Origin of the sequence: Enterococcus sp. M190262 (genome assembly GCF_005843965.1) — a bacterium.
In the GTDB taxonomy this organism is placed as follows: domain Bacteria; phylum Bacillota; class Bacilli; order Lactobacillales; family Enterococcaceae; genus Enterococcus_D; species Enterococcus_D gallinarum.
The window spans coordinates 2,306,371-2,325,793 of the sequence record NZ_CP040461.1 but is presented as its reverse complement, the minus strand read 5'-3'; the positions used below and the strand labels follow the sequence as shown (position 1 = coordinate 2,325,793).

Sequence of the window (19,423 nt, the reverse complement as noted above, 5' to 3'; positions counted from 1 at the left end):
TCCTTTTATAAACCGGGGATTCCTTTAGTGTATTTACCCATAGTCCGTTCGGTTTCTTTTTCAATTTTAGTTAATCCATCATTTACTGCCAAGATCAGCATATCTTGTAACATGTCGACATCTTCCGGATCGACGATTGCTTGATCGATCGAAAGATCGCGTAATTTTTTATCACCTGTAAAAGTTGCCTTCACATAGCCATTTGTTGACTCGCCGATAAATTCTTTACTGTTTAGGGCTTCTTGTTCTTTTACCATCTCTTTTTGCATTTTTTGTACTTGCTTCATCATGCCTTGCATATTTCCCATGCCTCGCATCATTGTTCTTCACTCCAATTCTCTCAATTTTCTTCGATGCTCGCCAATTCACCAAAAAGCTCTTGGGCTTTGGTAACGACGACTTCATTTTCAGGTTCTTCCGTAGTTGGTTCTGGTTCAGCTTCCCCTTCATCTAATTCGCCTGTATTGAAGGTTTGTCCGCCAGCAATAAATTCTTGTCGTAAGATTGGCCAGCTTTCTTTCGTGATAAACACGGCTTGCGGTGCATAATCAGAAATCATTCGTGAAATTTGATTATGCAATGTCAGCTGCAAGTCTTGGTCATTAGCTGCCCGTTGACAGACAATCTCATAATCAAAGGCAATCACTACACCAGATGCACTGGCTGCTTTTGCTTCGCTCGCGTGGAGCATTGCTCGTTGTGTCACCGACAATGACATCAACAGATCATCCCAAATGTTCCGCACATTTGCGAGATCTTTTTTTGTGGCTTCTTTCAAGACTTGAAAGACCCGTTCTTTCGGCACTCGGAAAGTGCTGCTATTTTTGGTCTTCTTGGCAGGTGGATTGACCGGTTCACTGCTGGCCGCCGATGGGTTTTCTTGTAGTTTTCGTACTTCTGACTGCAGCTTCTGAATTTCTTGACGAAGCTGCTGAACTTCTTGATTCGACACCGAAACTTCTCCTGAAGCTGGCAATCTCCTCTGATTTGCTAGTTTAACAACTGCTACTTCCAAATAAATGGTCGGATTATTGGTGAATCGCACCTCGTTTTGCGTCTCATTCAAAACAGTGATCCAATGGTAGATTTGATCTGCAGTAGCTGCCTGAGCTAAAGTTTTGAAGCCTGGTGTGATCTGCAGTGATTTTTCTTCTAATAATTGTGGTGCTTGCTGATATAAGAGCAAGTCACGACAATAGACCAGCAAGTTCTCCAACAACCGCCGTGCTTCTTTGCCCGAAGACAGCAGCTGGCGCAATGTCTCTAATGCATCTGGTACTGCTTGGTCTTCGCAAAATTGCATCAAACGGTCCATCATCTCATAAGACAAACTGCCGGTTACTTCTAATGCGTCTTGAGTCGTGACTTTGCCATCACTAAAGGCAATAGCTTGGTCAGCAATGCTTAACGCATCCCGCATCCCACCTTCTGCGGCTCGTGCGATCACTTGCAGCGCCTCTTCTTCATAGGCAATTTGACTGCCGTCTAAAACTGTCTTTAGATGATCAACGATATCTTGCGTATTGATTCGCTTAAAATCAAATCGTTGCGTTCGAGAAATGATCGTTGCAGGAATCTTGTGCGGCTCTGTCGTCGCCAAAATAAACACTACATTTTTTCGTGGTTCTTCTAACGTCTTCAGTAACGCGTTGAAGGCGCCGGTCGACAACATATGAACTTCATCCACGATATATACTTTATATTCAGCTTGTGTTGGTGCATAATTTGCACGGTCTCGGATAAAGCGGATCTCTTCGACCCCATTGTTGCTGGCTGCGTCGATTTCGATAACGTCTTCTTGCGTACCAGCTGTGATCGAACGGCACATCTCGCATTCATTGCAGGGCTCTCCATTGACTTGGTTTGGACAATTGATTGCTTTTGCAAAGATTTTGGCAGCACTCGTTTTTCCCGTTCCCCGAGGACCGGTAAATAAATAAGCATGCGAAATTTGATTTTGCTCGATCGCATTTTTCAAGGTTTGCGTAATTGCTTTTTGTCCAACGACATCCTCGAACCGTTGGGATCGCCATACACGGTACAATGCTTGATAGGCCATATTTTTCCTCACTCTTTTCAAAATTCGCTATTATCTATTATACGTAATATTTACAAAAAAAACTACCTTGAGTTGCCTATCTGCTGAAAAAGAAATGATTTTTTAAGGGAGCAATCTTTTAATAAAAATCCGCACATCCTAGAGAACGATACTTTGAAAAAAGTATTGTTTTATAGACGATTTTTTATTCAACTTTTGCCTACACTTCTACAACTTTGGTCTAATACATAGAAAATACGGAGCTATGGTATAATGAATGTACATTCATCCATTGGATGATGAAAATTTGTAAGGAGGACTGAAAATGGGTATTATCAAAGCTGCAACAAGCACGATTGGCGGAGGTCTTGCCGACCAATGGCTAGAGGTCTTCGAACCTGACAATATGGGCGACACGACAGTGATGACTAAAGGTGTGAAGGTACGGCGCAATGACAAACGCGGTTCGAACCGAAAAGGAACGGAGGATGTCATAACAGATGGATCTGTAATCCACGTCTACCCTAATATGATGATGCTGCTGGTCGATGGTGGAAAAATCATTGATTATACAGCAGAGGAAGGCTACTATACCGTCAAAAATGACTTGGCTCCTTCCATGTTCAACGGTTCCTTAAAGGATGCCATCTCTGAAACGTTTAATCGCTTCAAATTTGGTGGCGTAACACCTCAAAAACAACAAGTTTTCTATATCAATTTGCAGGAAATCAAAGGAATCCGCTTCGGGACTTCTTCTCCATTAAATTATTTTGACAACTTTTATAATGCAGAATTATTCCTAAGAGCCCATGGAAATTACTCATTGCGAATTACTGATCCGATCTTATTCTACACCAACGCGATTCCAAAAAATAAAACACAAGTTGACATCAATGACATTAACGAACAATATTTAGCAGAGTTTCTGACTGCTTTACAGACAGCCATCAACAAAATGTCAGCGGATGGCGAGCGCATCTCCTATGTTCCATCAAAAAGTATGGAATTAAGCAAATACATGGGTGAGGTTTTAGACGACAGTTGGCGCGAACTGCGAGGAATGGAAATCGTTTCAGTCGCTGTTGCAAGCATCTCTTATACGGATGATTCAGTGAAACTGATCAACATGCGTAATCAAGGTGCCATGTTGGGTGACCCAAATGTTCGTGAAGGGTATGTTCAAGGTTCGATCGCACGTGGGATGGAATCCGCAGGTAGTAATGCTGCCGGTGCAACAACCGGATTTGTTGGTATGGGCATGGGGATGAACACAACTGGCGGTTACTTGAATCAAGCAGCTCAAAACAATCAGCAACAAATCCAGCAAAACCAAGAAAATCAGCAGAAACAAAACAATGGCGATAGTTGGGACTGCCCTCAGTGTGGAACAAGCAATACGGGTAAGTTCTGCAGCAATTGCGGTACAGCAAAACCTACAGGAACCCCAAGTTTACAAATGAAATGTTCAGAATGTAGTGAAATAATTGATTTAGCAAATGGAATCCCGAAATTCTGTCCCAACTGCGGCAAGCCATTTAAGGGAGTTCCTTTAGACTAAATGAAGGAGGAACTTAAATGGATGTCATTACGCATAAATGCCCCAACTGCGGCGGTGCGCTAACCTTTGATCCTGGTGATCAAAAATTCCACTGCCCCTTCTGTTTGAGTATTTTTACAGAAGCAGAAGTAACAGCCTTTGAACAAAAACAAAAAGAAGCCCAACTTGCAGATGGGACTGCGCCGGAAAATCAGCCGATCACTGATAATACGGAACCGGCGCTAAAAGAAGCTATCACAGAAAAAACCGAAGAAAAGGCGGCCCAAATGGACTTGTTCCTTTGTCCTAACTGCGGCGCAGAGATCGTCACTGATGCTACGACAGCAGCTACTTACTGTTATTTCTGCCACAATCCAGTCGTCCTTTCCGGCCGTCTTTCTGGAGAATTCTTACCTAACAAAGTTTTACCTTTTGCAATCGAAAAAGAAGAAGCAACCGCTAAATTTCTGGAATGGGCACAAAAAAAATGGTTCGTACCAAGAGACTTCTTCGATCAAGCGCAAGTTGAAAAATTGACCGGTGTTTATTTCCCTTACTGGAGGATCGATGCCGAACTAGATGGCCAACTATCTGGAACTGGAACTTCTTTAAGAATTTGGCGTGTCGGCGAGATCGAATATACAGAACACAAACAATTTGCTGTTTCCAGACGCGGAAAAATGCGTATCAATGAACTGATCAAAAACGCTTTATCCAAGAATGTCCAACAAAAAATGGTTACCGGGGTCCAGCCTTTCCCATTGGATAAGGCCGTTGACTTTCGCAGCCAGTATCTGGCAGGATTTCAAGCAGAAAAACGCGACATTGAGTATCAAGCACTTAAGAATGAAGTACAACAGGAACTTTCCGGTTATGCTGAAAACCTCCTAAGCAGTACCGTTAATGGGTACACTAGCTTCAATCGGACACAGCGGAACATTGAGATTACGAAAGAGACCAATCATTACGTACTGCTGCCGGTCTGGCTTGTCACCTATCGCGCTGATGATCCAAATAAGAACGTCTTTTATTATGCGATGAACGGCCAAACCGGTAAAGTCAGCGGTGTCTTGCCCATCAGTTACAAACGCTTAGGATTTACGAGTGCAGCGATTTTTGCTGTGATTGCGATTCTAGGGATGATTGGAGGGTATTTCTTATGAGAAAATTTTCCTGTTTTTTCCTAATGATTGCCGGCTTTCTGCTGACAACGGTCACTGGCGTGGCGGCAGAAAATACCGTTACTGATAACGCTGGTCTTTTTACTCCCTCCGAAATCCAGAGTTTGAGCGAACAAGCCGATCAGTTGAATGAGAAAATCAAAGGTGAAGTTTTTATCGCAACGACAAATAACGGCATTGATGATATTGAATACACCACCGACCGTTTTCTCGCGGATCGTATCGGGAATGATCAGAATGGCTCAGCATTGATGATCGATATGGGCAACCGTAATCTTCATGTGTCCACCTCAGGAAATATGCTCGATTATATCAACGACGCTCGTCTTGATGATATGTTGGATAATATTTATGATCAGATGACGGCGGGTAATTACTATCAAGCCGCCCGGGTCTACTTGGAGAATGCAGCCAGCTATGTAGAAGCGGGGGTTCCCGGCGGTCACTATCATGTGGATCGTGAGACAGGCAAGATCACTTATTATAAAGTGCTGACCCCTTTAGAAATCGGCATTAGCTTATTGGTAGCTGCAGTGATCAGTATTGCTTTTTTCATTATTGTCAAATCAAGATACCAATTAAAAATGGGTGGATACAAATACCCTTACAGAGAAAAATCCAGCATCAAATTGACTCAAAAAGAAGATCGTCTGGTCAACTCCTTCGTAACGACTCGCCGAATCCCACGTCCACCTAAAAATAATGGCGGCGGCGGTTTTGGCGGTGGCACCACTACTCATTCTTCCGGCGGCGGAACATTTGGCGGCGGCGGTCGCAGTTTTTAGTAAACGTTTCTTCTCCTCTGAAAACTGGATCGAAAACGGACTAAAAAAGATGATCTTCAGACGACTAGTTGGTCTGAGATCATCTTTTTTTAAATGATTTCTTTAAAAACAGAGAAATCGATATTCCCGCCTGAAACGATTGCGACTGTTCGTTTGCCTTTCAGCAAATGATCGATTTGTCCGCTTAGGATAGCAGCCGTACTCAGAGCACCTGCCCCTTCAGCAATCACTTTTTCTTTTAAAGCCAAATAATGGATAGCAGTTTCGATATCTTTCTCTTCAACTAAAACGGTTTCATCTATGCGCGAGCGCAACGTTTCATAAGTCAATTCTCCAGCCAAAGCCACATCGCACCCATCTGCCAATGTCTTACTGCTGCGATTGGCTATCAGTTCTTGTCGCCATATAGAGGAAATCATCCCATGCACTTGATAAGATTGAACACCAATAATATTAGTTTCCGAGCGTAATTGTTTGATTGCTAACGCAATGCCTGCGATCAAGCCGCCTCCACCGATCGGTACGATGACATTATCCACATTAGGCAAATCTTGTAAAATCTCTAACCCAATCGTTCCTTGCCCTTCCATTACCGCTCGATCATCAAAGGGGGAGACAAAGACCTCACCGCTACGTGACATCGCTTCCAAAGTAATTTGTTTTGTATCGTCGAATGTCTCTCCTGCTAAGATCACTTCAGCGCCATAATTTCTCGTTGCTTCTATTTTTGTCTTCGCTGCTTGAAGCGGCATAAAGATCCGTACATGTATCCCTAGCAGGGCGCCTGCTAGTGCAACACCTTGCGCATGATTACCTGCTGAACAAGCAATTACCCCTCTTTTTTTCTCTTCCTCTGTCAATGTTGCTAATTTGTTGTAGGCCCCTCGCGCCTTAAAGGATCCTGTACGCTGCAGATTCTCTAGTTTCAGATAAATTTCTCCTGTCTTTTCTGCGCTAAGAATATTGCTTGGTGCGGCAGGTGTATGGATCATGATTGGTGCCAGTCGCTGATAAGCATCCAGGACACCTTGGATTTCAGAAACCGCTTCTTTGATCACCGAAAGTCCTCCTAATCGATTTTTTTCTACCCTTATTGAAGCATATCTGTTCCGTAAATACAATCTAAAGTGCTCGACGTTCTGCCAAAATCCTTCCCCCTTTTTATCAACAACTGCAGAGCTCCAGATAGGCTTGAAAAAAATTCTGTGAATATAAAGCCTCTAGTAATAAGCTTTCATCATGATGTTAGAAATGAAAATCATTGCGATGAATTTTCAGAAAATAATGACTTGATGGGCGTTCCATGCTATACTAGGAAAAATTAAAAAAGGAAGTGACTCTATGCAAATCGATTGGGAAAATTTAGGGTTTTCGTATATTAAAACCCCTTGGCGCTTTGTCGCAAAATGGAAAAATGGCTCTTGGGAACAAGGAGCATTGACTGAAGATAATATTCTGCATATTCATGAAGGTTCTCCAGCATTGCATTACGGTCAGCAATGCTTTGAAGGCTTGAAGGCGTATCGACGACCAGATGGCGGGATCAACTTGTTTCGTCCAGATGAGAATAGTAAACGATTGAATCGAAGCGCTCGTCGCTTGCGTATGCCGTTCGTTCCCGAAGAGATGTTCCTCGATGCGGTCAATCAAGTGGTCAAAGCAAACCAAGAATTTGTACCGCCTTACGGTACCGGGGCTACTCTATATTTACGGCCGCTATTGATTGGTGTAGGCGAGAATATCGGCGTTGCACCTGCGCCAGAATACTTGTTTATTATTTTTTGCATGCCGGTCGGATCATATTTCAAAGGCGAGCTGGCCCCAACGAACTTTATTGTTTCAGATTATGATCGTGCAGCACCAAATGGTACCGGCGCTGCAAAAGTAGGCGGAAATTATGCTGCCAGCTTATTACCAGGATACGAAGCCCATGAACGGAATTTTTCAGATTGCATTTATTTAGACCCTGAAACACATACAAAAATTGAGGAAGTGGGGTCCGCTAACTTCTTTGGGATCACGGCCGAAAATGAATTCGTGACACCAAAATCGCCATCAATTTTGCCAAGTATCACCAAATATTCTCTCCTTTATCTTGCAGAACATGCTTTAGGATTAACACCTGTCGAAGGAGATGTGTATGTGGATCAACTGGATCGCTTTGTTGAAGCAGGCGCTTGTGGAACCGCTGCGGTTATTTCACCTATTGGCGGAATCCAAAATGGAGAGTCTTTCCATGTGTTTTACAGTGAAACGGAGGTCGGTCCTAAAACTCGTGCGCTATACGATGAATTGACGGGTATCCAATTTGGTGAGCGCAAGGCTCCAGCTGGCTGGATTTTTGATGTTCCTCTTGATTAATCAATGAACTGATTGGGAGAATCAAAAAAATTTATAGGGCTCCCCTCTTTGCTCTCACGCCTGAAAGCACCCAAAACAATTAAAGAATGGCGCATCTTTTTTTCGTTTTGACAGGAGCCTTTTCTTAAAATAATTGCTCTCTCGTCAGTCAATTGTTACAATCAAAGGCAAGGGGGAATTATGATGGCAAAACGCTTAATTTTTTCATTGATTGCTACGGTCATCTATTTGGTCGTATCCAATATTGGGAATCTTTTTTTTGGGATCAGTCGTACCTTTAGTTGGACAACTACTTTATGGGAAGCATTATTCTTTTTTATCTTCATTTTTCTTGTTCAGCAATTTCGCAAAAAATAAACAAGCCTAAGTCAGCGGCGCTCAGCGCTAGTCTTAGGCTTGTTTTTTTTTGCAACTGTTCCTCTAATTCAGATAGCCTTAGCCGTCAGAACTAAAAAGATATTCTCAAAAATATCTTTCCAAACGGCCAAAAATAAATGTTATCTATTAAACTTATCTGATACAATGAAATAAAAATAACAAAGTAATTACTAAATGTCAAAGCTCCATATTGTTAAAGAAAGTCGTGGTGGCGGCTGAGGGTGCAGATGCATCGGGTTGTTATTCTTTTTGATCTTCGGAAGTTTAATCCTCTCAGTTCTTCCCTATCTAATGATTTTTCTTGTGATAACAGGAATTATTTTAGCCATGATTTATATTTCTAAAAATAAAACACGCTTAGCAAAGACAGAAAGAAGAAGCGGAACTTGATGAAAGAGAACGTAGACTCAAATTAGAACGTCGGCATTTTTTATACTGCCAAAATAAAGTCAGAACTTGGCTCATAGGTAAACTATTTTCATTTCCGATACTTGACTAAGAAGGTCCCCCCTCCTTTTAGGAATAAACAACTATCATCAAGTGCAAACAAAATAAGCCCAATGGATAAATACTAACTGATACTTACAAAAATGAAAGAGTTTTATTAGCTTATTAGATTTCAAAACATTCGTTACTCCTATATTCTCGAGTATATATTAAAGGAGATTTTTTCTATGGCAAATTCAGAGACACATTACCACTGGTTCTATCCTATGCTATTAATCACTTATGGAATAGGACCCTATTTATCTTTAATGCAAGTCACAGGATTTTTCATTTTAAAAAAAGGAATAGTCGATCCTGAAATACCTGGGTTCGATTTTATTTATCAATTATCGAATACTATTTCCAAATTTTCCCCCTTAGAGACAGAGCCGATGTATTTGGGAATCATAATAGCCATCATTTTAATTTCTCTCACCATACCACTTTATTGTTTTATTAAAAATATTGAACGTCACTTTTTAGGTTGGCTATTAGCACTAAATCTTCTTCTTTCTACTCCTACACTGCTACTAATTTTCATGGGTACAGCAATGAATATGTGATCGAAAAATACCATCAGTTTGTTCATTTGAATTACGTTGGGCTTAAAACTACAAGCTCTTCAAAGAACACACGAAATCTCGGCCCGGACGAAAAAATGAAAAGCAAATTACAAAATGAAGAAAAGAGGATAAACAATGATAGAAACAGATTATTCTTATAGCAACCAACTCTTGGAATTATACTCAAAAGATATAGATGACTATGGAAGTGAATCCTTCTCACTCGGATACATTTTGCAAGATCTTGGTTCATTTATCTTATTTATGTCTATCAGTGAAACTGGAACACTTGACAGTATTCAGATTAGAAGTAAAAAGTATTTAGTAAAAATTATTGACAACTCAGCCTACATTAGAATGTACGAATTTTTTGTAAGTTATAATAAAATCAACAAATCATTTGATAACTATGATCTTGGTTCTATAATTAATTTAGAAAAAATAAAAACTATCGATGACTTACTCACAAATAATTTAGTTCTCAAAAAAAGCGTAACTGTGATACATTCTAATGACGAGAGCGTCTTTACCGGAAAAATCAATCTTTTAGATTCAAAAAAACTAGTACTTTCTATAATAGATTACGAAAGCATCACAAAGACGAACAAAAAAACAATAAATATAGATGATTTGATTTGCATTGACATCGTCAGCGTGGAAAACTTTCTCTTGGACAAGTATATCGAAACAAATCATCTTTAAAGAGCCAAATCAAAAAGATTAGGTCCGATCATATTTTGTGCTGGTGTAAAATCGAGGTTGATTTTTACCAACATTTTTTTTAGTCTTCAATCAAAAAGAAACTCAAAATTACTAAAATCTAGTCGGCAAAAATATTCCCCAATCAATGTGGTTTCTCAATGGATATTATTAAGAAATTACTCTAATAAAACTCATTTAGACTCAAGAAATTATTTTTGTAGCAAAAAGCTACCCAACCCCACTGAGTTCCAATAGCATTCAAAAAAAGCTTTGGAAGAAAAGGGGTTAAAAGCAATTGGTCACGGATTTCGTCATCCACACTGTTATTTACTCTTTGAAACTGCCTTATCAATGCAAAAAGTGAGATCACGTCTCGGACACTCTGATATTCAGACAACGATAAACATCTATGCTCATCTAACAAAAGAGCTCTTTGCAGAAAAAATTGCATGCTACCTTCGTTTCTAAATATATGGTCAAAAGGATGGTCAAAAAACAAAAAAAAGAGCTAGAACCCTTACTTAAAAGGAATTCTAGCTCAAAAAAATCAAAAATAATTATTTAACTGTTACTGAAGCGCCAACTTCTTCTAAAGCAGCTTTCAATGCTTCAGCTTCGTCTTTAGAGATGCCTTCTTTAACTGCTGAAGGAGCTCCGTCAACTACAGCTTTAGCTTCTTTCAAGCCTAAACCAGTTGCTTCACGAACTGCTTTGATAACTTTAACTTTTTGGTCGCCAGCTGCAGTCAATTCTACAGTGAATTCAGTTTGTTCTTCAGCAGCACCAGCGTCGCCAGCAGCACCAGCTACAGCTACAGGAGCAGCAGCAGATACGCCAAATTCTTCTTCGATAGCTTTAATTAAGTCGTTTAATTCTAAGATTGTCGCGCCTTTTAGCTCTTCGACAATGTTTTCAATGTTCAATGCCATTTTGTTTTCCTCCATTTAATTAGATAGTTTAGTTTATAGTGTGATTATGCGGCAATTAAGCTGCATCTTCTTCTTTTTCGGCCACTGCTTTGACAGCGTAAGCCACGTTGCGGATAGGTGCTTGTAGCACAGATAGCAACATTGAAAGAAGTCCTTCGCGGTTTGGCAATTTTGCCAATGCTGTGATTTCTTCCAAAGAAGAAACTTTGCCTTCGATGATACCGCCTTTGATTTCTAATGCTTTAGCCTCTTTAGCAAAATCGTTCATGATTTTTGCAGGTGCGACAACGTCTTCGTTACTGAACGCTACAGCAGTTGGGCCAGTGAATACTTCACCAAGACCTTCTAGACCAGCTTGTTCAGCAGCACGTGAAAGGATAGAATTTTTGATAACTTTCATTTCAACGTTTGCGTCGCGTAATTGTTTACGTAGACGAGTTACTTCGTCAACAGTCAATCCACGGTAGTCAACGACTACTACAGATGCGGCTGCTTTGAATTTTTCACTCACTTCATCCACAATTGCGGCTTTTTTAGCGATAGCTGCTTCACTCATTTTAAATTTCACCTCCTGATTTTGATGGAAGAGTTTCAAGAAAACATTTCTGTCTTCATTTGTCTTTATCAAGAGATAAAAACAAAAAAACTCTATGCCACCGTAGACATAGAGGGACTATTGAAGTTTCTCAATAAACGTCCTCGGTAGGAAATTAAGACTGACGTCACCTACTGTCTTCGGTACAGTTAAACTTTTAACCTTGACTACCTTACCATAGATAAGGCAGTCAAGTCAACAAAAGTTTTGTTTTTTATTCAAATTAGAAAGAAGCTTGATCTACATGGATACCAGGTCCGAAAGTTGTCGTTACAGAAATGTTTTTCATGTATTGACCTTTCGCTGCAGATGGTTTAGCTTTTACTAAAGTTTCGTGGATTGTTTTGAAGTTTTCAACTAATTTGTCATCTTCAAATGAAACTTTACCGATTGGTACATGAACGTTACCAGCTTTGTCAACACGGTAAGTCACTTTACCAGCTTTTACTTCGTTAACAGCTTTTGTTACGTCCATTGTAACTGTACCAGTTTTAGGGTTTGGCATTAAACCTTTAGGACCTAAAACACGACCAAGTTTACCGACAGTTGCCATCATATCTGGTGTTGCAACAACAACATCAAAATCGAACCATCCGCCTTGGATTTTTTGAACCATGTCGTCGTCTCCAACGAAATCAGCACCAGCTGCTTCTGCTTCTTTGGCTTTTTCACCTTTCGCAAAAACTAACACTGTTTGTGTTTTACCAGTACCGTTTGGTAGTACGACCGCACCACGGATTTGTTGGTCCGCTTTTTTAGGATCGACATTTAGTTTGTAAGCAACTTCAACCGTTGCGTCGAATTTTGCAATATTTGTTTCTTTTGCCAAAGCTACTGCTTCTTCAACTGAATAAGCTTTTGCAGCGTCAACTTTTTTCAATGCTTCTTGCATTTTTTTGCTTTTTTTAGCCATTTTGTTTCCTCCTTGATGTGGTTATAACGGTAGAACCTCCCACGTGTCCCATATTTTTCAATATAGAGCCGACTGAGAAGCTACTTCCTTAGGGTCTGTAAAAATTATTCTACAGTGATCCCCATGCTTCGTGCAGTTCCTTCAACCATGCGCATAGCTGCTTCAACGTCAGCTGCGTTTAGGTCTTCCATTTTCAATTCAGCGATTTCTTTTACTTGATCGCGTGAAACTTTTGCAACTTTGTTTTTGTTTGGTTCGCCTGAACCTTTTTCAACGTTTGCTGCTTTTTTCAACAATACTGCTGCTGGTGGTGTTTTTGTAACGAATGTGAATGAACGGTCTTCGTATACAGAGATCACTACTGGAATGATCAAGCCTGCTTGATCAGCTGTACGTGCATTGAATTCTTTTGTGAATCCCATGATATTGATACCCGCTTGACCTAGTGCAGGACCTACTGGCGGAGCTGGTGTTGCTTTACCTGCAGGAATTTGCAATTTAACGATTTTTTCTACTTTTTTTGCCACGAGACATACCTCCTTGAGTCCGTGATGTGGTTAATTGGAGATCCATATTTCTCCTCCCACTTTAGTGAATCATGTGCGCACACAAAAAACGTGTGAATAATGCACACTGAGATATTATAGCATCTCAAAAGAAATTTGCAAGAACTCTTGGCGAATTTTTTTGCTTTTTATGGAGAAAATCGGTAAAACAAAAAAAAGATTAAAAAAATCCCATACAGTTCCACTCATTGCTCTATTTCTCCATATTTTATGCTAAACTACATCTGGATTTCTCCCATCAATTAAATGAGGTGAATAGAATGGAACCTTTAAAATACCGAAGTGTCTTTGATATTATTGGACCAATTATGGTTGGACCCAGCAGTTCCCATACCGCAGGTGCTGCTCGAATTGGCAAAATCGTGCGCCACATCTTTGGCGAACAGCCTGACAGTGTCGATATCCTTTTGTATGAGTCCTTCGCGAAAACTTATCGCGGCCACGGAACAGATATTGCACTTGTCGGCGGTTTGTTAGGAATGGAGCCCGATGATCAGCGCCTTGCTGACTCATTAAAGTTAGCCTATGAGCAAGGTCTAGAAGTACTCTTTGTTCCGAAAAACGAAAAAGCCGAACATCCGAATATGGTCAAAATGATTTTAAAAAAAGGTGACCGCAAAATGTCCGTTACCGGCATTTCAATCGGCGGTGGGAATATACAAATTTCTGAATTGAATGGTTTTAAAATCTCATTGACTTTAGGTACCCCTACCTATGTCATCGTTCATCAAGATGTTCCCGGAATGGTCGCACGTGTCACGAATCTACTTTCTGAGGCACAAATCAATATTGGTACGATGACTGTTACCCGAGAGTCCAAAGGAGAAAAAGCCATTATGATCATTGAAGTGGATGAACGAAATGATCAATTGGCACAACAAATCAAAGCACTGCCCCACGTTTATAGTGCGGCTTATTTCGATTAAAGGAGGATTCGTCATGTTTTATACGATTGAAGATCTTGTTCTTCAAAGCAAAAATTATGCATCGATTGCAGAGATGATGATTGCGGTCGAATGCGAAAACTCAGGGCGCACTCGCGAGCAAGTCATTGCACTAATGGACAAAAACCTGACGGTCATGGAACAATCCGTTGCCGAGGGCGTTGCTGGAGTGACCTCTGTGACGGGATTAACCGGTGGCGATGCCACACGAATGAATGATTATATACAGGCTGGTGATTTTCTAAGTGGTGAGACGATCTTGCAAGCCGTTCAAAATGCCATTGCTGTCAATGAAGTCAATGCCAAAATGGGATTGATTTGTGCCACTCCTACAGCTGGGAGTGCCGGTGTTGTCTCTGGTGTGCTGATGGCTGTTCGCGATCGTTTGCAGCTGTCTCGTTCTCAACAAATCGATTTCCTCTTTACTGCCGGAGCCTTCGGACTAGTCATTGCGAACAATGCTTCGATATCCGGAGCAGAAGGCGGTTGTCAAGCAGAGGTTGGTTCTGCCAGTGCCATGGCAGCAGCAGCCCTCGTCTGTGCTAAGGGTGGGAGCGGACATCAAGCTGCTCAAGCAGTAGCCATTACACTAAAGAATATGATGGGATTGATTTGTGATCCTGTCGCTGGGTTAGTCGAAGTTCCTTGCGTGAAGCGAAATGCTCTCGGTTCCTCACAAGCATTTATTTCTGCTGATATGGCTTTAGCAGGAATCGAAAGTGTGATTCCTCCGGATGAAGTCGTCCACGCGATGTACCAAGTAGGACGGCAAATGCCAAGTATTTTTAAAGAAACAGCCGAGGGCGGGTTGGCCACAACGCCTACAGCACAACGTCTACAAGCGCAAATTTTAGATGCCGCTGAACACTAAAAGATGTAAGAGTCTCAACAAATAACATATCCGAATGATCATTAGATAGCTCCCGCGGCTCTGCAGGTCCTCGTTACCTATGCACGAGAAGAATAAGCGATCTCCGATCATTCGGATATTTTTATCTATTTGCTACTACTAAAAAAAACAGATAGAACTTATATCAAAGTTATTCTTACAGCCTTTTGACGACTATCAGTTATTTCTCCCATAAAAAAGCAGCAATATCTTCATCTACTTCTTGATTTTCATGCAGCTGACTATGCTGTGCCTGTGATCCTTTAATGATTTTTTCAGTCACAGAATAGCCATTCGCTGCCAATAAGTGGTTGATCGCCAAGGCACTTGTGGTCGGCACAGTGCCGTCCGATAGCTCTTCATCAGATAATTGCCCAGCAATCAGCTCAATCGGGAGTCGATGCCCCCCTTGCTTCAATAGTCCTTGAAATTCCTGGTAGCGTGGAGAAGTCTCCGTTGGTCCGTTTGTCACTAAATCAGTGACAGTCTGTCGTGAACTCGTATCAATAAATTCATTGAAAGGCGCCCCGATCGCTATAAATTTAGCTACTTTTGGCAATGCGGGATCCAGTGCTTCAGCCCCAGCTGCACTCAGCTCTCCAAATGTTGTGAGATAGCGAAAACCACTAACTCCCCCCATGGAATGTCCGACTAAATTTACTTGCTCTATTCCTTCCTTTTTCAGATAAAGCAACGCTTGTCGGATCCATTCTGCTTGATTCCATTCATTATTTTGATTGTCAGCGAACAAGACCTGAATGGTTGGATTTACAGCTTTTTTAGAAAGCACTCCTTCCGTTGAAACTGTCCCATCTGGTGAAATTGTTAGAACCATTTCATTGCTCACCCAATCTTTTTGGGCAAAACGCTGTATCATCCCTCCAAATGATGAGGGACCTCCTTGATAACCATGAATAAAGAGTGTTGGCGTGGTCGTTTTCTGAACGGGTTCGGTGGTTGATGTTTCTGCCGAAGCAGTCGTTGTCTCCGTTGGCTTCTGTGTACTTTTTTGTGCTGAAACATTTGAGTGAGTTGCTGCTTGACAGCCGCTAAGCAAAACAACCAGACATAGAAATAGCCATTTTTTCATTTACAGTCCCTCCAAATCGGGTCTAGTATAATCCCTTTTGAAACAAGAAACAAGCAATAGCTGATGTTTACTCTTTATTCAAGAACACTTCATTCTTTACTCGTTGCTTGGTAGGTTACCTTTTCTTTGCCTCCGGACTGTTTCTTCCGTTTAAAAATCGAGGTGTCCGCGATTTGTGAAAAAAAATCGAGCAATGGAATGATCATCATCGCAACGAGCCCTCCGGAAAAGCCATTATTGTACAGATTCAATCCACCATGAAGCACATCGATATTCAAAACCATCGACGTATGAATGAATCCCACGATCATCCCCCCTTTCCACCCGTAAGCATTAGTCACCGCACAGAGCATCATTGCAAAAATAGCCGCTGTAACGGTTACTGTTTCAGTCATTGCGTAGATATTCATTGTATTTGCTAATAGCACACCGGCAAATAAGGGCAGCGCGTTAAAGACATGGGCACCACAAGCAGAAAAACCAATGACACAAAACATCGCACCTGCAATGGGACCATTGAGGTTGACACCTAGCATACTCACATAACTCATTAACAGCAATCCCATTAACCCCATATTAATCATCGTATTATAAACGCCACTTTCACGTAAAATATCGTATTCGATTTTGCCGCTATGAGACCATATTGCCCGCATGTTCAACCGCTTGCGTTTAACAGCCATTGCTAACCCATAGCCAATCATTAATAAAGACAGCGACACCATCATAATAACCAGTGGAAGATTGGAGCCTTTAGAAACGATTGCTCGCAATTCGATATCAAAACCAAACATTCGGCAAATTCCTGCAACCATCGTACACAACATGCCAGAAGTAAAGCCGGCACTATAGATACTGACTTTTTTAAATAATGCTTGAAAATGCAGTGCTAAAGGAACCATGATCAATCCAGTCAAAACACCGATCAAATAACCGATGAAGCTACCGAAATAAGCGGGAAGTGAGTCATTGAATGCAAAAAAACTAACGATGGGTGAAACGGAGGAACCGTACAAAGCAATGAGAAGATATTTTTTGAGGGGTTGATTCATTAAATAGGAATAGAGACGAACACCTAAGAAGATTGGAATAAAATTGAACAGATTTTTGCCAAACAAACCATACCCCGTAACCATAAAGACGGCTGATATCATTCCTCCAGTAACCGGAACTCGGTAATGGTAACAGACCGCGATCGCAACAAAAGTCATGATCGACGCATTGAACAGTGCGCCACCTACAGAAGTCAGCGCAACGTAATCCGTTACTAAATGGCTTTCCGAGAACATGATTGTAAGCATTTCACGAAACACTTTTTGAGGTTCCATAAAGATCACGGCAGAAAGCAGCAAAAACAAATTAAAAGCAAACAACAAACTATAACCATTATGTACGGAAATCACACCTCTTTTTTCCAAATGTTGATCAAAAAAATGGCGTTGACAAATCGATGCGAGAATTTTCTTCATAGGACCCCCTTTTTATAAAACGCTTTCTTTTCGTGAGATAAAAACAGCGGGCCAATAACGGTCCGCTATCACCAATTTTCAATTTTATTTTACCTTATTTTGACAAAAAACACTACAGTTTTATACTTAGATTTTATCTACTTGTTCAAAATCCAATTCTGTACTTGTTTCTCGACCAAACATATCAATATTGACTTTTAATTTTTGTTTTTCTTCGTCGATCTCAGCGACTTGTCCTTCTAATCCAGAGAATGCACCTTCGATGATTTTAACTGTTTCACCAATCTCCACTTCCAATTCAACTGTTCGAGTGCTCATACCGATTGAACGTAAGATAGAGTTGATTTCTTCTTGTAAAAGCGGAGCTGGTTTGCTTCCTGCTCCATGAGAGCCGACAAACCCAGTCACTCCTGGTGTATTACGAACAACATACCATGATTGATCCGTCATGACCATTTCGACGAGGACATAACCTGGAAAAGTTTTGTGAACGATCTCTTTCTTTTTCCCATTCTTTTCTTCCGTTTCGACTTCTTCTGGTACGACAACACGAAAGATGTAATCGCCCATCCCCATGCTTTGCGCCCGTGATTCCAAGTTCGCTTTCACCTTGTTTTCATAGCCGGAGTAAGTATGCAAGACATACCAATTTTTTTCAAAAGATTCCATTGTATTCGGTCTCCCTATCTTTTTGTAAAATAAAAAAACCTCAGTTGCACCGAAGTTTTTCCTCGAATCAATTATACCACGATTTGTTTTACTTGACTAGTTGCTGATAATCCAGCAGCATTTATTTCAAAATCAAATCAAAAACAGTTTGAATCAGCGTATCCATCACAAAAAACATCACTGCAAAAATAATTGTCGTTTGGATCACAACAAAAGTATCTCTGCGTAATTGCTTTCTTGATGGCCAAGAAACATTTTTCATTTCAGCAAAAACATTTTTCATAAAGTTCATCAAGATTCCTCCTTACTTCGTTTCACGATGTAGCGTGTATTGATTGCAGTATTTGCAAAATTTGTTAATTTCAAGGCGATCGCCTTTTTTTCCTTCACTGACTGATTTCGAATAGTTGCGGGATCCGCAGACAGAACAAGCCAAAGCTGCTTTTTTTGTTGCCATTTCTGATGTCCTCCCCCTTTATACAAAGTTTTCCAAAGTTAAAAATACCATTTTTCAGTGAAAGTGTCAATTTTAGATTTTGACACGCAAAAATATAGTTTCCGCTGATTTTATGGTATTATAGAGATGTGAATTGGGTATTTGGGAGGGAATTGTTATGTTACTAAAAACAATGGTTTACAAAAAACGCGACTTAACTACGATCAAAGAAACAGCTACTTTAGAAGAAGCCTTGGAAATTTTAGAAGATTCTGGCTATCGCTGTGTACCGATCTTAGATGAATCCGGCAAAATCTTCCGGGGAAACATCTATAAAATGCACATCTATCGTCACAAATCGAATGGTGGAGATATGACATTACCAGTGACACACCTGCTTAAAAACGCGACAAAATTTATTTATGTCAATTCTTCATTTTTTAAAGTCTTTTTCACGATCAAAGAGTTGCCATACATTGCCGTATTAGATGAAAACAATGAGTTCTATGGGATTTTGACCCACAGTTCATTATTGAATATGCTGTCTCAATCTTGGAATGTCGAACAAGGAAGCTACGTGCTGACTATCGCATCAACTGGCACACAAGGCGATTTAGCGATCATTTCAAAAATCATCGCGAAATACAGCAGTATTGCCAGCTGTATCACATTGGACATCGGCAAGGATGAATTTATTCGTCGGACATTGATTACTTTACCAGCGAATACGTCAAAAGAGCTGTGCGATAAGATCATTTATCAGTTAGAGGCAAAAAACTTCAAAGTTGTTGAAATTGAAGATTTGAATGCAGAATAACAAAAAAGATCATCTCCACCAAAACCTACGGTAGAGATGATCTTTTTTTATTTGTTTTTTGGGAACCATCAAAGC

Annotated in this window: 22 protein-coding genes, 1 pseudogene and 1 other annotated feature; of the genes and pseudogenes, 11 read left to right on the top strand and 12 right to left on the bottom strand. The window is 40.6% G+C overall.

The window, feature by feature from the left end; genetic code table 11:
• Positions 1-5 precede the first annotated feature (5 nt).
• A complete protein-coding gene (locus tag FE005_RS10895; RefSeq protein WP_003127089.1) occupies positions 6-320 on the bottom strand; it encodes a YbaB/EbfC family nucleoid-associated protein in 315 nt (104 codons plus the stop codon).
• Positions 321-340: 20 nt separating this feature from the next.
• The gene (gene dnaX, locus FE005_RS10890) at positions 341-2,059 is read right to left on the bottom strand and encodes a DNA polymerase III subunit gamma/tau (RefSeq protein ID WP_005472384.1); all 1,719 of its coding nucleotides are present in this window, start codon (positions 2,057-2,059) and stop codon (positions 341-343) included.
• Positions 2,060-2,363: 304 nt separating this feature from the next.
• Here dnaX and FE005_RS10880 point away from each other — a divergent pair, with 304 nt between their 5' ends.
• The 3 genes from FE005_RS10880 to FE005_RS10870 are packed head-to-tail and all read left to right on the top strand — an operon-like array spanning position 2,364 to position 5,541.
• Complete coding sequence (locus tag FE005_RS10880) at positions 2,364-3,596, top strand: SPFH domain-containing protein (protein ID WP_005472382.1); 1,233 nt, start codon at positions 2,364-2,366, stop codon at positions 3,594-3,596.
• Between the two features lie 17 nt (positions 3,597-3,613).
• Positions 3,614-4,738: a TFIIB-type zinc ribbon-containing protein gene (locus tag FE005_RS10875; RefSeq protein WP_138371773.1), complete on the top strand. Its 1,125-nt coding sequence runs from the start codon at positions 3,614-3,616 to the stop codon at positions 4,736-4,738.
• Positions 4,735-5,541 (top strand): TPM domain-containing protein, encoded by an 807-nt coding sequence (locus FE005_RS10870; protein WP_103300015.1) that lies wholly within the window; start codon positions 4,735-4,737, stop codon positions 5,539-5,541. The genes FE005_RS10875 and FE005_RS10870 overlap by 4 nt, the downstream gene beginning before the upstream one ends.
• An 89-nt stretch (positions 5,542-5,630) precedes the next feature.
• Here the strand turns inward: FE005_RS10870 and FE005_RS10865 are convergent, their stop codons facing one another.
• Positions 5,631-6,599 carry a pyridoxal-phosphate dependent enzyme gene (locus FE005_RS10865; RefSeq protein ID WP_138371772.1) on the bottom strand — a complete coding sequence of 323 codons (969 nt, stop codon included), beginning with the start codon at positions 6,597-6,599 and terminating at the stop codon, positions 5,631-5,633.
• A 283-nt stretch (positions 6,600-6,882) separates the two neighbouring features.
• Here FE005_RS10865 and FE005_RS10860 point away from each other — a divergent pair, with 283 nt between their 5' ends.
• The 5 genes and pseudogenes from FE005_RS10860 to FE005_RS10845 form a co-directional block, all read left to right on the top strand.
• A complete protein-coding gene (locus FE005_RS10860; RefSeq protein WP_003127083.1) occupies positions 6,883-7,902 on the top strand; it encodes a branched-chain amino acid aminotransferase in 1,020 nt (339 codons plus the stop codon).
• A 183-nt stretch (positions 7,903-8,085) separates the two neighbouring features.
• Entirely contained in the window at positions 8,086-8,259 is a 174-nt protein-coding gene (locus FE005_RS16860) for a hypothetical protein (protein WP_005472376.1), read from the top strand.
• A 695-nt stretch (positions 8,260-8,954) separates the two neighbouring features.
• Positions 8,955-9,329 carry a hypothetical protein gene (locus FE005_RS10855; RefSeq protein ID WP_138371771.1) on the top strand — a complete coding sequence of 125 codons (375 nt, stop codon included), beginning with the start codon at positions 8,955-8,957 and terminating at the stop codon, positions 9,327-9,329.
• 135 nt (positions 9,330-9,464) lie between these two features.
• Entirely contained in the window at positions 9,465-10,031 is a 567-nt protein-coding gene (locus tag FE005_RS10850; protein ID WP_103300012.1) for a hypothetical protein, read from the top strand.
• A 300-nt stretch (positions 10,032-10,331) separates the two neighbouring features.
• Positions 10,332-10,499, top strand: a pseudogene (locus tag FE005_RS10845) (tyrosine-type recombinase/integrase); the annotation flags it as partial.
• Positions 10,500-10,588: 89 nt separating this feature from the next.
• Here FE005_RS10845 and rplL read toward each other — a convergent pair.
• From rplL to rplK, 4 genes are all read right to left on the bottom strand, one after another.
• Positions 10,589-10,960: a 50S ribosomal protein L7/L12 gene (gene rplL / locus FE005_RS10840; protein WP_103300010.1), complete on the bottom strand. Its 372-nt coding sequence runs from the start codon at positions 10,958-10,960 to the stop codon at positions 10,589-10,591.
• A 55-nt stretch (positions 10,961-11,015) separates the two neighbouring features.
• The gene (rplJ, locus tag FE005_RS10835) at positions 11,016-11,516 is read right to left on the bottom strand and encodes a 50S ribosomal protein L10 (protein ID WP_003127079.1); all 501 of its coding nucleotides are present in this window, start codon (positions 11,514-11,516) and stop codon (positions 11,016-11,018) included.
• 74 nt (positions 11,517-11,590) lie between these two features.
• Positions 11,591-11,717 (bottom strand) — a sequence feature (ribosomal protein L10 leader region).
• Positions 11,718-11,778: 61 nt separating this feature from the next.
• Complete coding sequence (rplA, locus tag FE005_RS10830) at positions 11,779-12,468, bottom strand: 50S ribosomal protein L1 (protein ID WP_003127078.1); 690 nt, start codon at positions 12,466-12,468, stop codon at positions 11,779-11,781.
• Positions 12,469-12,572: 104 nt separating this feature from the next.
• Positions 12,573-12,995, bottom strand: coding sequence for a 50S ribosomal protein L11 (rplK, locus tag FE005_RS10825; protein ID WP_003127077.1), 423 nt, complete (start codon positions 12,993-12,995; stop codon positions 12,573-12,575).
• 299 nt (positions 12,996-13,294) lie between these two features.
• Between rplK and sdaAB the strand changes: the two genes are divergently transcribed.
• A complete protein-coding gene (gene sdaAB / locus FE005_RS10820) occupies positions 13,295-13,960 on the top strand; it encodes an L-serine ammonia-lyase, iron-sulfur-dependent subunit beta (protein ID WP_003127076.1) in 666 nt (221 codons plus the stop codon).
• Positions 13,961-13,973: 13 nt separating this feature from the next.
• Positions 13,974-14,849 carry an L-serine ammonia-lyase, iron-sulfur-dependent, subunit alpha gene (sdaAA, locus tag FE005_RS10815; RefSeq protein ID WP_003127075.1) on the top strand — a complete coding sequence of 292 codons (876 nt, stop codon included), beginning with the start codon at positions 13,974-13,976 and terminating at the stop codon, positions 14,847-14,849.
• 199 nt (positions 14,850-15,048) lie between these two features.
• Here the strand turns inward: sdaAA and FE005_RS10810 are convergent, their stop codons facing one another.
• The 5 genes from FE005_RS10810 to rpmG form a co-directional block, all read right to left on the bottom strand.
• Complete coding sequence (locus FE005_RS10810) at positions 15,049-15,957, bottom strand: alpha/beta hydrolase (protein WP_138371769.1); 909 nt, start codon at positions 15,955-15,957, stop codon at positions 15,049-15,051.
• Between the two features lie 89 nt (positions 15,958-16,046).
• Positions 16,047-17,426 (bottom strand): DUF1576 domain-containing protein, encoded by a 1,380-nt coding sequence (locus FE005_RS10805; RefSeq protein ID WP_086269247.1) that lies wholly within the window; start codon positions 17,424-17,426, stop codon positions 16,047-16,049.
• A 126-nt stretch (positions 17,427-17,552) separates the two neighbouring features.
• Positions 17,553-18,095 (bottom strand): transcription termination/antitermination protein NusG, encoded by a 543-nt coding sequence (nusG, locus tag FE005_RS10800; protein WP_003127071.1) that lies wholly within the window; start codon positions 18,093-18,095, stop codon positions 17,553-17,555.
• A 121-nt stretch (positions 18,096-18,216) separates the two neighbouring features.
• Complete coding sequence (gene secE, locus FE005_RS10795; RefSeq protein WP_003127070.1) at positions 18,217-18,387, bottom strand: preprotein translocase subunit SecE; 171 nt, start codon at positions 18,385-18,387, stop codon at positions 18,217-18,219.
• 12 nt (positions 18,388-18,399) lie between these two features.
• The gene (rpmG, locus tag FE005_RS10790; RefSeq protein ID WP_005472365.1) at positions 18,400-18,552 is read right to left on the bottom strand and encodes a 50S ribosomal protein L33; all 153 of its coding nucleotides are present in this window, start codon (positions 18,550-18,552) and stop codon (positions 18,400-18,402) included.
• A gap of 157 nt (positions 18,553-18,709) precedes the next feature.
• Here rpmG and cbpA point away from each other — a divergent pair, with 157 nt between their 5' ends.
• Positions 18,710-19,348 carry a cyclic di-AMP binding protein CbpA gene (cbpA, locus tag FE005_RS10785; RefSeq protein ID WP_003127068.1) on the top strand — a complete coding sequence of 213 codons (639 nt, stop codon included), beginning with the start codon at positions 18,710-18,712 and terminating at the stop codon, positions 19,346-19,348.
• Positions 19,349-19,423 lie beyond the last annotated feature (75 nt).

Excerpts from the sequence above, each read along its gene's own strand:
- FE005_RS10895 (WP_003127089.1), bottom strand. The coding sequence starts at position 320 with ATGATGCGAGGCATGGGAAATATGCAAGGCATGATGAAGCAAGTACAA.
- dnaX (WP_005472384.1), bottom strand. The coding sequence starts at position 2,059 with ATGGCCTATCAAGCATTGTACCGTGTATGGCGATCCCAACGGTTCGAG.
- FE005_RS10880 (WP_005472382.1), top strand. The coding sequence starts at position 2,364 with ATGGGTATTATCAAAGCTGCAACAAGCACGATTGGCGGAGGTCTTGCC.
- FE005_RS10875 (WP_138371773.1), top strand. The coding sequence starts at position 3,614 with ATGGATGTCATTACGCATAAATGCCCCAACTGCGGCGGTGCGCTAACC.
- FE005_RS10870 (WP_103300015.1), top strand. The coding sequence starts at position 4,735 with ATGAGAAAATTTTCCTGTTTTTTCCTAATGATTGCCGGCTTTCTGCTG.
- FE005_RS10860 (WP_003127083.1), top strand. The coding sequence starts at position 6,883 with ATGCAAATCGATTGGGAAAATTTAGGGTTTTCGTATATTAAAACCCCT.
- FE005_RS16860 (WP_005472376.1), top strand. The coding sequence starts at position 8,086 with ATGGCAAAACGCTTAATTTTTTCATTGATTGCTACGGTCATCTATTTG.
- FE005_RS10855 (WP_138371771.1), top strand. The coding sequence starts at position 8,955 with ATGGCAAATTCAGAGACACATTACCACTGGTTCTATCCTATGCTATTA.
- FE005_RS10850 (WP_103300012.1), top strand. The coding sequence starts at position 9,465 with ATGATAGAAACAGATTATTCTTATAGCAACCAACTCTTGGAATTATAC.
- rplL (WP_103300010.1), bottom strand. The coding sequence starts at position 10,960 with ATGGCATTGAACATTGAAAACATTGTCGAAGAGCTAAAAGGCGCGACA.
- rplJ (WP_003127079.1), bottom strand. The coding sequence starts at position 11,516 with ATGAGTGAAGCAGCTATCGCTAAAAAAGCCGCAATTGTGGATGAAGTG.
- rplA (WP_003127078.1), bottom strand. The coding sequence starts at position 12,468 with ATGGCTAAAAAAAGCAAAAAAATGCAAGAAGCATTGAAAAAAGTTGAC.
- sdaAB (WP_003127076.1), top strand. The coding sequence starts at position 13,295 with ATGGAACCTTTAAAATACCGAAGTGTCTTTGATATTATTGGACCAATT.
- sdaAA (WP_003127075.1), top strand. The coding sequence starts at position 13,974 with ATGTTTTATACGATTGAAGATCTTGTTCTTCAAAGCAAAAATTATGCA.
- FE005_RS10810 (WP_138371769.1), bottom strand. The coding sequence starts at position 15,957 with ATGAAAAAATGGCTATTTCTATGTCTGGTTGTTTTGCTTAGCGGCTGT.
- FE005_RS10805 (WP_086269247.1), bottom strand. The coding sequence starts at position 17,426 with ATGAAGAAAATTCTCGCATCGATTTGTCAACGCCATTTTTTTGATCAA.
- nusG (WP_003127071.1), bottom strand. The coding sequence starts at position 18,095 with ATGGAATCTTTTGAAAAAAATTGGTATGTCTTGCATACTTACTCCGGC.
- secE (WP_003127070.1), bottom strand. The coding sequence starts at position 18,387 with ATGAACTTTATGAAAAATGTTTTTGCTGAAATGAAAAATGTTTCTTGG.
- rpmG (WP_005472365.1), bottom strand. The coding sequence starts at position 18,552 with ATGGCAACAAAAAAAGCAGCTTTGGCTTGTTCTGTCTGCGGATCCCGC.
- cbpA (WP_003127068.1), top strand. The coding sequence starts at position 18,710 with ATGTTACTAAAAACAATGGTTTACAAAAAACGCGACTTAACTACGATC.